The sequence below is a fragment of the Paenibacillus sp. J22P143 genome, assembly GCF_059692035.1.
This window is the reverse complement of record NZ_JCAUAQ010000003.1, coordinates 129,738-141,737: the sequence shown is the minus strand read 5'-3', so window position 1 is coordinate 141,737 and position 12,000 is coordinate 129,738. Positions and strand designations below refer to the sequence as shown.

At 43.6% G+C, this 12,000-nt stretch carries 8 protein-coding genes; all 8 read left to right on the top strand.

Going from position 1 to position 12,000, the window contains the following annotated elements; genetic code table 11:
• Positions 1-21: 21 nt before the first annotated feature.
• The 8 genes from AC58PQ_RS07845 to AC58PQ_RS07810 all read left to right on the top strand — a co-directional run bounded on the left by AC58PQ_RS07845 (position 22) and on the right by AC58PQ_RS07810 (position 11,563).
• Positions 22-1,296 carry a Gfo/Idh/MocA family protein gene (locus AC58PQ_RS07845; RefSeq protein WP_497241408.1) on the top strand — a complete coding sequence of 425 codons (1,275 nt, stop codon included), beginning with the start codon at positions 22-24 and terminating at the stop codon, positions 1,294-1,296.
• 268 nt (positions 1,297-1,564) lie between these two features.
• Positions 1,565-2,491, top strand: a complete 927-nt coding sequence (locus AC58PQ_RS07840; protein ID WP_497241407.1) for a glycoside hydrolase family 95-like protein — start codon at positions 1,565-1,567, stop codon at positions 2,489-2,491.
• Between the two features lie 319 nt (positions 2,492-2,810).
• Positions 2,811-3,686, top strand: coding sequence for an ABC transporter permease (locus AC58PQ_RS07835; protein ID WP_497241638.1), 876 nt, complete (start codon positions 2,811-2,813; stop codon positions 3,684-3,686).
• A 12-nt stretch (positions 3,687-3,698) separates the two neighbouring features.
• Complete coding sequence (locus AC58PQ_RS07830; RefSeq protein ID WP_497241406.1) at positions 3,699-4,574, top strand: carbohydrate ABC transporter permease; 876 nt, start codon at positions 3,699-3,701, stop codon at positions 4,572-4,574.
• Between the two features lie 61 nt (positions 4,575-4,635).
• Positions 4,636-6,210 (top strand): ABC transporter substrate-binding protein, encoded by a 1,575-nt coding sequence (locus AC58PQ_RS07825; RefSeq protein WP_497241405.1) that lies wholly within the window; start codon positions 4,636-4,638, stop codon positions 6,208-6,210.
• A 113-nt stretch (positions 6,211-6,323) separates the two neighbouring features.
• Complete coding sequence (locus tag AC58PQ_RS07820; protein ID WP_497241404.1) at positions 6,324-8,105, top strand: type 2 periplasmic-binding domain-containing protein; 1,782 nt, start codon at positions 6,324-6,326, stop codon at positions 8,103-8,105.
• A gap of 79 nt (positions 8,106-8,184) precedes the next feature.
• Complete coding sequence (locus AC58PQ_RS07815; RefSeq protein WP_497241403.1) at positions 8,185-9,792, top strand: response regulator transcription factor; 1,608 nt, start codon at positions 8,185-8,187, stop codon at positions 9,790-9,792.
• Positions 9,793-9,880: 88 nt separating this feature from the next.
• The gene (locus tag AC58PQ_RS07810; protein WP_497241402.1) at positions 9,881-11,563 is read left to right on the top strand and encodes a sensor histidine kinase; all 1,683 of its coding nucleotides are present in this window, start codon (positions 9,881-9,883) and stop codon (positions 11,561-11,563) included.
• The last annotated feature ends 437 nt before the right edge of the window (positions 11,564-12,000 follow it).

Below are 12,000 nucleotides of genomic sequence, written 5' to 3'. Positions count from 1 at the left end.
GCAGAAGGAGAACAATTCAAAATGAACATGATTACTGCAGCCCTGATCGGCGCCGGAAACCGTGGTGCAGATTCGTATGCTACTTATGCATTGAAACATCCACAAGAAGTGAAATTCGTAGCGGTGGCCGAAATGGATCAGGTCCGAAGAGAAAGGTTTCAGCAAGATCACGGCATTGCAGATTCGCAGGCATTCGCAAGCTGGGAGCAACTGCTCTCCGGACCGAAGCTGGCCGATGCCATTCTCATTTGCACACAAGACCAAATGCACTTTGAACCGGCTATTAAAGCGTTGGAGAAAGGCTATCACGTGCTGTTAGAAAAGCCAATGTCTCCGGATCCGCAAGAATGTGTCATTATGGGCCAATATGCAGAGAAATACGATCGCGTGTTTTCCATTTGCCACGTGCTGCGGTACACACCTTTTTACCAAAAGGTGAAGCAACTACTGGTAGATGGCGAGATAGGACAACTCGTCTCCATTCAGCACACCGAAAATGTCGAGTATCGGCATCAATCGCACAGCTTTGTGCGCGGCAATTGGCGCAACTCGGAAACGTCCAGTCCGATGATCTTAGCAAAAAGCTGCCATGACATGGATATTTTGCTCTGGCTAGCGGGAGCTGAATGCACGAAAGTGTCCTCGTTCGGATCGCTGACGCATTTTCGTTCTGAGAGTGCGCCGGAGGGAGCACCGACGTTTTGTTTGGACGGCTGCCCGGTGCAGGATGAATGTCCGTACTATGCGCCCAAAATTTATCTGGAAAAAGAAGACTGGGAAACGATGATCCGGCGCCGGATCATTAGCAACGACGACAGCTATGAAGGCGTGCTAAAGGTGCTGAAGGACGGTCCGTATGGCCGATGTGTCTATCATTGCGACAACAACGTTGTGGATCATCAGGTAGTCAACTTGGAGTTTGCCAATGAAGTGACGGTAGCCTTCACGATGTGCGCGTTTACGAAAGAAGGCGGTCGATCGATGAAGATAATGGGTACACGAGGTCAAATTCGCGCTACTATGGACAAAAACGTAATTGAACTGAGCAGTTTTATTACGGGAGAGACCAAGATAATCGAAATAGACTCGATTACCGAAGGGCACGGAGGCGGCGACGACGGTATTATGCGTGACTTTGTGCGGCTGGTGGAAAGTGACGGCAAAGAAGCCGGCCTAACAGGCGCACGGATTTCGGTGCAGAGCCATCTGATGGCGTTCGCCGCAGAGAAGTCGCGTTTGGAAAGCAAGGTCATTCATCTGTCCGACTATATGGAGGAGTTGGCATCACGCAGCTAGTTCATAATATCTAAGAAGGCCGCCGATAGGGTTCCGATAGGGTCGGCCTTTTTTAGTTGAAATGTCTAATAAAGGACTGAGCGTCTTTAGAAAGGAATGACCAAGGTTATGTCGATTCAATATGTACAGAGGTGATTGCATCCGTGAATCAATTAAATAAATCCCCTATTTTCAGAAGCCTTCTCATTTCTTACATCCTCATTTGCAATATGCTAGTCAAGTTGCGTACCCATATCTGATCGAGGTGGCTAACTTTTGGGAGGATTATTTGGTAATCGAAGATAACCGTTACGTCATTTATCGTGATGCGATTCACGAAGTCCCAACATTTACAGATTCACATCCCAATGATGAGTGGCTGCATGAGTTCGAGGATATGAATCCCATCCTTTCATTAGGGGTTGTCTGGACGGTATTTAAAGGGCTGCTCGATATCTCAAAAGAACTAGGCCTCGACGCGAATCGATGGGAAAAGTGGTCGCATATCTTGGAGCATATTAGCGACTTTCCGACGTTTGAGCGCGATGGGAAAACGATATACCGATTAACGGAGCAAGGACGTGACTGGTGGGATGACAATACACTTGCCATTCAGCATATATGGCCGGCCGGAGCGATCGGTCTTGATTCAGATCCGAAGCTTCTTGAAATTGCAAAAAACACAATTTCTGTCATAAACCGTTGGAAGGATTATAACGGCTTTCCAACGATTTTTACCTCCGCAGCGCGTGTTGGTTATGATCCCGAGATCATTTTGCACGAACTTCGCCGTCAGTGTTTAGAGCATAGCTTCCCAAATCTCTTTATCTTCTTTGGCGGAGGCGGCATTGAGTGTTGTAGCGGGGTACCTTCGGCAATCAATGAAATGTTGATGCAAAGTCATGAGCATGTCATTCAATTGTTCCCTGTTTGGCCTCGAGCAAGAAATGCTCGATTTATGAACCTAAGAGCCGTTGGGGCCTTTATTGTATCAAGTGAACTATCAGATAAAACGATCAGGTACGTTGACATCAAGAGTGAGAAAGGAAGAATATGCAAACTCGTAAACCCGTGGCCTACTGGTGAAATCAGCATAATGGAAATAGACGGAAACATGCGAAGGGAAATCGAATGGCAATTGTCTGAAAACGTCATAACTTTTGCTACAGAACCAGGTAAGAATTATCACTTACAGCATCATTTGAAGGACAGCTAAGCCATGAAATGTACGCCTCGAGACAATGGAGCATTCACCGTGTATTTCGGTAAATGCTCTTTTTTGCATGAACTTTTCCCATCTTTATTCATTTTTCAGAGATTTAATCAGTTATTGTAGTCACATTTTGATTAAAAATCGGTGTTTTGATGGTTTTTTTCTCTATTCAGATCGTTATTTTTCGATATATGATGGGGACATCAAATTCATAGCTGCCACGCAAAGGAGAATGCTTGTGGAATCGAAAACAACCCCAAATAAGCGAGCGCCCGTTATACCAATCATCAGTGAACTGATAAAAAACAAAATCTTTTATCTCATGATGCTTCCAGGACTGATCTTCATCATTGTTATGTATTACTTACCCATGCTCGGCGTTGTAATTGCGTTTCAACAATATAACCCGATTAAAGGGATTCTAAAGAGTAAATGGATTGGTTTCGAGAATTTCAAGTTTCTCTTTCAATCCGATGCACTGTTTCAAATCACTTTCAATACAATCGCCTACAACCTGATCTTCATTATACTTGGCATTGGTTTATCGCTCGCTATTGCGATTCTCATCAATGAGATCGGTAACCGCTTTCTGGCAGGAGCCTACAAAAGCATTTTGCTGCTTCCTTTTCTCTTGTCCTGGGTCGTCGCTGAATATTTGCTTTTCTCATTCCTAAGCATGGACAAGGGCCTATTAAACAGTCTACTCGCACAGTTTGGTGTTGATCCTGTTCAATGGTATTCCGAACCGTTTTATTGGTGGTTTATATTACCAGCGGGCTATGTATGGAAGAACGTCGGTTACTTCTCGGTTATTTTTGCAGCAGGAATCGCAGGGATTTCCACGGAGTATTATGAGGCTGCAAAAATGGATGGCGCAAACAAGTTCCAGCAAGCGATCAAGATTACGATTCCGATGCTGGCTCCGATCACGTTCACCTTACTGCTGCTCCAGGCGGGGAAAATTTTCTACGCTGCTTTTGGAGATTGGGGATTGTTCTATAATCTGCCCAAGGAGTCGGGCGTGTTGTTCAGTGCAACGAATGTCATCGACACATATGTATACAGATCTCTGAAAAATATGAGTGACTTCGGCATGTCGTCCGCTGTTGGACTGTACCAGTCTTGTGTTGGATTTATCCTCGTACTTGTATCGAATTTTTTGATTAGACTATACGATCGTGACAGTGCATTGTTCTAGGAGGATGACAAAATGATTAAACGGCTTTCGATTCCTAACGTTATTTTAAATGGTATGTTCATGGTGTATTGCGCACTATGCTTGATTCCTTTGCTTGTTGTACTTTCCGTTTCACTATCGGATGAGCAGTCGATTTTCCAGTCCGGCTATAAGTTGATTCCCATGGATTTTAGTTTAGACGCTTACGCATACATTCTGAACGGAAATTCCCCCATACTAAGAGCCTATGCCGTCACCATCATCGTGACACTCGTCGGTACTGTATTGCATCTTATGATCTCGTCCTTGTTTGCCTATAGTCTTTCAAGGAAAGAAGTGAAGTATAGAAACATCGTGTCCTTCATGGTCGTATTCTGCCTTCTGTTTAGTGGAGGGTTAGTACCGTGGTATATTCTGCTTTCGAAATACCTTCATTTGAAAGATACGATCTATGTGCTTTTCGTTCCATACTTGGTCTCATCGGTCAATGTGCTGATTATGAGAAATTTCTTTACGCATACGGTCCCTGAATCGATTATAGAATCTGCAAGAATAGACGGTTCCGGCGAGTTTAATACCTTCTTAAAGCTGGTACTCCCCTTATCGACGCCAGTGCTCGCAACCATCGGTCTTTTCACAGCTGTATTTTATTGGAACGATTGGTTTACTGCTGCCTTATTCGTTGAGAACGGCAAGCTGTATACGCTGCAGTTTCTCCTTCAATCGATCATGAACAACATTGCGTTTCTTCAAGCCAATTCGTTAACAGCGAAAGCCGCACTTGCCCAACCGGATGAGACAGCCAGAATGGCAACATGCGTCCTATCTGTCGGTCCGATTATACTCGCTTACCCTTTTTTACAGAAATATTTCGCCAAAGGCCTTACATTAGGCGCAGTGAAATCGTAAAGATTGGCTTTACCGGGTTTCAACCCGTTTAGCATATAAAAACAAATATGGAGGTCAAACAATGAACACATCAAAGAAAATGAAACGTTCGCTTGTTATGCTTAGTATTGGTATTTCCGTCGCAATTACGGGGTGCAGCACACCGAAGGCTGAACCAACGGCTTCAGCTCCTGCGCCGAGTACGGCGGCAGCACAAACAGCTCAACCAACTGCAGCCCCTTTAGCGCCAGTTGAATTATCCTACTTTTTCCCGGCTGGACCTCAGAAAGATATGCAATTCGTAGAAGATGCCCTGAATAAGCTCGTTAAGCCGAAAATCAACGCAACGGTTAAACTTAAGGGTGTTGATTGGGGCGTTTACGAAGAAAAAATGAAAGTGAGCATGGCTTCTGGTGAACCCTACGATCTCGTCTGGACATCGGCAGGCTTTAACAATTATTTTCAAAATGTAGCGAATGGGGCTTATGCACCGCTCGATGATTTGATTGCGAAATATCCGGACATGAAGAAAGGGATTCCAGATATGTTCTGGAATGCAGTGAAGGTAAAAGGGAAAGTTTATGGCGTACCTGTTTTCCAACAGTCCACCGCTGGTTACGGCTATGTCATACAGAAAGCAGTAGCCGATAAGTACAAACTGGATTGGAAGTCGATCACTAAGTTATCTGACCTGACGCCATTCCTGGAAACGGTCAAGAAGAACGAGCCCAATCTAATACCTTGGGAATATAGTCAGGCAATCGATCCATTCCTTACCGCACCGCCGATGTTCGGCCTTGAGACTTTAGGGGATGCGAAGACGCCTGGAGATCTGCATTTAAAAGATGGAGGCAAGGTTGTCAATCAGTATGAGACTCCGGAGTTCAAAGCTTATATTACGATGATGAGAGATTGGTACACCAAAGGATACTTACGTAAAGATGCGGCTACCTTGAAAGAAACTTCTGCCGATCGTAAAGCTGGAAAGAACGCGTTGCAGTTAGGCCAAATCGATGTTGACTCCGTGGCCTTTGCAGCAGCTGGCATGGATGCGACAGGTAGAATGTCTGGCTTTAATCCGGAAACACAGTCCTATGACTTCCAGTTCGTGAAGCCGCTGCTTACAACCGAAAAAGCTGCAGCAACAATGACGGCGATCTCTGCAAATTCGCCAAACAAAGAGAGAGCGATGATGCTCCTTAATCTGCTTAATACCGACAAAGAAATTTACAACACACTGGTCTGGGGCGTTGAAGGTAAGCATTACAAGAAAGTCGCTGAGAACCGAATTGAAACGATTAAAGACGGCGGCTTCCAAATGCTTTCCCCTTGGGAATTCGGCAACATGTCGCTTACCTATTTGTTTGAGGGTGACCCGAAAGGAAACGATCAGAAGTTTACACAAATGTGGGTAGATCTCAATAAAAATGCAACACCTTCCAATGCTCTAGGTTTTGTATTTGACTTTACACCGGTTAAAGCAGAGAAGGCCAACGTTGACGCTGCCATCGATGAACTTTATTATGCAATCTCCACTGGTTCCGTAGACCCTGACAAGTATTTGCCGCAATTCTTGGATAAGTTGAAAAAAGCAGGCTCCGATAAAATTATTGCTGAGAAGCAAAAGCAACTGGATGCTTGGAAAGCGACAAAATAATTAATCTCCAAAGACGACCTCCAATCCCAGTTTTTTTGGGAAAAGGGTCGTCTTTTCATAGTCATAAGACCCAAAATCTGTTTTAATAAAATAACAACAGGGAGGAAATAAGAATGAAAAGGGTAAAACAGTACAAAAGCGCATTGGCATTAGCCAGCGCAACGTCTGTCATACTTTCGCTAAGCGCATGCGGTGGTGGAAATGGCACTCAGAATTCTGCGGGTACGGAAGCCAACACGCAAATGGCATCCGCAACGAAGCTAGCATCCGCTTCTTCCGACGCGAGCGCCAGAGAACCGATCACGCTTACGTTTTGGGTTATTCCAGGGAATATGCCTGAAGGAGAACAGACCGATGCGATCGCGATGGAAATAAAGAAAAAGTTCAACGTAACATTGAAAGTCGTTGGCGTAGACGATACAAAAGCAAAAGTTTTGATTGCGTCCGGCGATCTCCCTGACATCATAAGTGTTAAACCGATCTGGAAAGAACAACTCATGAACGCCAAAGATCTTATTCCGCTAGATGATTTGATTGCGTCTCACGGTCCGGACATCGCAAAAAACCTTAGCAAATCGGTCGAATATTATAAAAAGTTCTTGAGTCCCGACGGAAAAACTTATGCATTGATTCAGCACGCGGCTAGCTCTTTCGATCAATTAGTAAACGCTCCGGCTCCGTTCGATTACTATTATGGCGCCTTCACGAGATGGGACTATTACAAGGAACTGGGCTATCCAGCATTAAAAAACACGGACGACTTCCTCAATCTGCTTTCGGAGATGGTAAAGAAACACCCTACAACATCCGATGGCAAAAAAGTTTACGGTATATCTATGAATACAGACTGGGGTCTATGGCCTTACGACTTGCTTGCATATAATCTAGAAGGATACTGTCAAATTGGACCACCAAACAATATAGCTGCCGATAATGACGGCAACCTCATCGACGGCCTTGCCGACGAGAATGCCAACTTTTTCAGCAAAAGTCTGAAATTCTACAATAAGGCTTACCAAATGGAGCTGCTTGACCCGGAAAGCTTCACTCAGAAAGCCGATGCAGTTAAGGCGAAAATCATAAACGGACAAGTACTCTCCTGGTCAAATCCTTGGTATAATACTGAGATTAATGGTGCACTGCAGAAGATTAATCCGAGCGCTTCAATGGTGCTGATTCCTGGAGTTTATAAAAAGACGTTAAAGGGCGGCGCTTCGTCTGTAGGCTGGGTTGCCGCAGGTGGGATTGGCATCAGCGCTACAAGCAAATATCCGAAGCGAGCCATGGAAGTATTGAATTATTTCGCGACATATGAAGGCAGCAGAGCGGCCGTATCCGGCTTGAAAGGCGTTCATTGGGACATCGTAGATGGCAAATCTGTGATGAGGCCCGAAGTATTCGAACAAAAGAAAGCAGACCCCGACTACGTAAAGAAGAATGGTTTCGGCTACGGTATGTACGAGCATATGATGTTGTTGGATGCGTCGATTAAAGATCCATCGGATAACTCTCCGCTCGATCTTTCGTTGACCCCGCAAGCATTGGAATCTCAAATGAACCCGGCCCAGAAAGAATACGCCGACTATTATAAAGGGGCATATCCTGGAGACGCATTCGAGCAGGCTGCCGGAAAGAGCGCAGTTTATTATGCGGATACGACAGCCATTGGCGCAATGCCTTCGCTTCCGGAAGAGATCAAGAGAATTAACGATGCGGTTACAAACTCCTTGATCAAGAGCTTACCTAAGATCATCATGAGCAAGACCGATGCCGACTTCAGCAAGAACGTAAAAGAGGAAATCGCGGAATTAAAAAGTCTTGGAATCGATAAATCGAACGAATGGTTCAAATCGGAATACGCAAAAGCACTGGTTGCCACGGTTGGAATTAATTAAGGTCAAGGTTTCAATATAATAACGAAGAAGCATAGAGGTATGGGGAGAGATGAATGACATCCTCAGGAAGGGAGATCGGATGTTTAAAGTCATGATCGTTGAAGATGAAAAACTTGTAAGGATCGGACTGAAAAACTCAATCGATTGGGCAAGCCTAAATATGAAAGTGATTGCCGACGAAGCCAATGGTCAAGCGGCATGGCAAACCTTTCAGAAAGAAAGCCCGGATATCGTCATTACAGATATTGTGATGCCTATTATGGACGGAATTCAACTCATATCGCAAATCAGAAAAGTGAATAATAAGACGAAGATCATCATCTTGACTTGCATGGAAGACTTTAAAACGGCGCAAGCGGCGGTAACGATGGGTGTATCGGGATATATCGCAAAATTGGCCATGACGGACTCGGAAATCGAAGAAGTGCTTATCAAAATCAAAAACGAGCTTACTGAAACTTACGGCAATAAAGACGATAGGGATATCACCGAAAATAACTCCCAAATGAACGAACAGTTATTCAAAAATTATTTGTACTTGAGTCTCTATACCCATCGTGAATTCGTGGCTAAATTAAAAGAAAGAAATCCGCATATCGAAGAAGGAAGGTCATTTCTTTGCATGCTGGAAGTGGATCAATTATCCAGTGCGCTTAACCGATTCAAAGATGAAAACGGATATCTTCTAAAAAATATATTAACCAATGTTTTAGACGAGATCATGGATAATCATAAAAGAGGTATAGCGATCTTCGACAAAGAAAACCGATTCGTTCTCTTGCTGAGCTTCCATCATATTGTAAGCACGAAAAGAATCCATGAAGAGCTGGCTTCGATATTGCTTCACATTCAACAATCGATCCTAAGCTATTTGAAATTTTCCATTTCCATCGGGATTAGCGGGATGCATAACGAGTTTAAAAATCTGAAATCGATGTACAAAGAATGCGAGACCGCCTTGCATGCCAAATTTTTATCAGGTCACGGCAAGATTCATTTTTACAGCAAACAACAAGACTCGCTAAAGCCCGCACACGAAAAAGCCGTTTTCGGAATCCGAAAGCTGTCCGAAAAATACATTTCGCTTCTAAAGGATGATAGATGTTCGAAAATGGTCAGCGAATTCACGGAGCTGGATTATGCGAACGAAGATTACAAGAAAAAAGCGATCAACCTTGCCGTAGATTGGCTGAGAATCCCTTTGGCAAACTTGCCATATCAAGGAGAAAAGTTCGCCGCTCTTCAATTCGTAATTTCCGAATCGATGAAGCACTGCGAAACGCTGGAAGACGTTATGACCGTACATGAGGAATATATCGAAGAAGTGACCGCGCTTTCCGAGAAAGGAAAGCTAAGCGTTGAAATCATTAGGACGAGAGAATTTATCCATCAACATTACGCGAATGAGATTTCACTTGAACAAACGGCGAAGCACGTTGGGCTTAGCAGCAATTATTTGAGTTACTTGTTCAAAAAGGAGCTTCATGTCAATTTCGTCGATTACGTCCTGGACGTTCGAATCGAAAAAGCGAAAGAGCTGCTCCAAAGCACGAACCTCAAAACGTATGAGATCGCCAAAAGAGCTGGTTTTAACGACCACACCTATTTTTGCAGGGCGTTCAAGAAGATTACCGGCTTATCTACAAACGAATACCGGAAAAAACAGGTAGATCATGAAAATATTTAAATACAAGCTCAAAACCCAATTAGTGCTCTCCGTTATAATCATTAGCACGGTTATCTTGGTAATAAGCTTGGTGGTTATATATTTCAACATGCTTTCTACCGTTCAGAGGTATAATCGTGAATCCACTTTGATGAAGTTCCAAAGCGCGGAAGACGTCATCGATAACGTCAAAAACGAAGTTGAAAAAATTTCCATGCGCGTTTACTTCGATAAGGACGTTCAGGAATATTTGAATGGGGGAGCCTACCTAGACTATCAGATCATCGAACAGAAAATCAGGATTTTCGACGAGTTAACGAAAATAAATGAGGAATTCGGCTATATTGAATCGATTTATTTGATCAAAAATAACGGCGATATTCTGGGGTGGAACAAAACAAACAATTATTTTTTCACTTCTCCGACGGAGACTTTCCCGTTTTTCAAAACTGGTATCTATAAGGATATCTCGAATCAAAAGAATACGTTCTGGTACGGCGACATCGACGAAAACGAGATCGGTTTGGATCTGGGAGCGGATCATCATAGCTTGATCGCCGCCGCAAGAAGCCTGAGATCGTTTTACGGTATCAATATGGCGAACCTCATTATTTGCATCGACGAAGAAAAGATCAACTCTGTTTACAAATACTTTAAAGGCTTTAATAACGAAAAACTGTATATTTCCGATCAGAACGGTCGAATCATTTCCGCTTCGGATAAGAACGAAATCGGCAATGTGATCGAATTCTCAATGAAACAATTCGTGGCCGATAATGGAAGCTTCGTCGCGACTATAAAGGGCGGTAACTTTCAATTCGTTTATTACAAGATCAAGAATACCGACTGGGTGATGATCAACCAAATTCCGACGAAGGAATTTGTCAAAGACGCCTTCAATTTGGTGAAAACGCTGATATGGATATTTATTATCGGTTTGATCATAGCTGTCGTTCTTTCGGTTTTCTGGATGAGAAAATTGATTAACCCTTTGCTGCGTCTCATAAAGGCGATGGAAGAAGTGCGTCGAGGCGAAATCGGCAAGGTGATCGAAGAACAATCGAATAATGAAGAAGTCGGGCTGCTTATCAGCCGATTTAACGAGATGTCGTTGAGCATTTCGGAACTGATCAAGAAGAACAAAGAGGAAGAAGAAAGAAAGCGGTTTTACGAAATCGAAGCTTTAAGGGCCCAGATCAATCCACACTTTCTTTTCAACACGTTAAACAGTGTCAAGTGGATGGCCAAAATCATCAAGGCGACCCCTATCGAAAACACGATGACCTATTTAGCGAACATCTTACGGCCTTTATTCAAAAGCAATAGTGTCGTTTGTACGGTCGAGGAAGAGATTGAATATGCGCAAAATTACTTGAAAATCATGAACATGCGCTTCGATGAAAACATTAAAGTGACCTTTCATACTGACGATCGGTATTCGAACTATCCCATCGTCCGGTTTATTTTACAGCCTCTTCTTGAAAATGCCATACTCCATGGCTTCGAACATCGAGAGTACGTAGGGGAAATCAATGTCGAGTTCATCCATTCGGACATGTTCCTTATTCAAGTGACCGATAACGGTTGCGGAATCGAGGAAAGCAAGCTGGAACAATTACAAAATAAATTAAATGCATCCGACGACGAGATGGAGCCGATCGCTGGAATCGGGCTCCTAAACGTCAAGCAACGGATAAAGCTTCACTATGGTTCCGAATATGGAATCCGGATCCGAAATATGAGAGACGGGAACGGACTTATCGTAACTTGCGTACTGCCTGCCATCTCATAAAGTACGCTTAACCGTGACGCCGCTTTCGTAATCGAAAGCGGTTTTTTCGTGGAAAAGTTCAACATTCGTAATTTTGTCCAATGCGGGTCGGCAATCGCCTATCAAGTTCGTAAATAAGTCAAGGATAACTTTGAATCGTTCACTTTTTTGTACAGCAAATAGCGGTAAGATTTAACTATGTATGGGGGCTTTCGCTTTGGGCGAAGGACATGCTGCTGCTTAACATTGAGTTGAGTAAACTAATCAGGGAGGTGAAAATGAATAAACAGAAAAACCGAACGCTTTAAGAATTGGAAGGACGCAGGATCCGACGAGATCAACATCAAGATGATTAGTAACTACGACAGAGAGCTCCTCTTACCAACGTAAATAAAGGGGGCTCTCTGCTTTTCGTAAGGCTTGGCAAGAACGCAGCAATTACAATATGAAAAGGTAAG

Coding starts and splice junctions, on each gene's coding strand:
- AC58PQ_RS07845 (WP_497241408.1), top strand. CDS start 22: ATGAACATGATTACTGCAGCCCTGATCGGCGCCGGAAACCGTGGTGCA.
- AC58PQ_RS07835 (WP_497241638.1), top strand. CDS start 2,811: ATGATGCTTCCAGGACTGATCTTCATCATTGTTATGTATTACTTACCC.
- AC58PQ_RS07830 (WP_497241406.1), top strand. CDS start 3,699: ATGATTAAACGGCTTTCGATTCCTAACGTTATTTTAAATGGTATGTTC.
- AC58PQ_RS07825 (WP_497241405.1), top strand. CDS start 4,636: ATGAACACATCAAAGAAAATGAAACGTTCGCTTGTTATGCTTAGTATT.
- AC58PQ_RS07820 (WP_497241404.1), top strand. CDS start 6,324: ATGAAAAGGGTAAAACAGTACAAAAGCGCATTGGCATTAGCCAGCGCA.
- AC58PQ_RS07815 (WP_497241403.1), top strand. CDS start 8,185: ATGTTTAAAGTCATGATCGTTGAAGATGAAAAACTTGTAAGGATCGGA.
- AC58PQ_RS07810 (WP_497241402.1), top strand. CDS start 9,881: ATGCTTTCTACCGTTCAGAGGTATAATCGTGAATCCACTTTGATGAAG.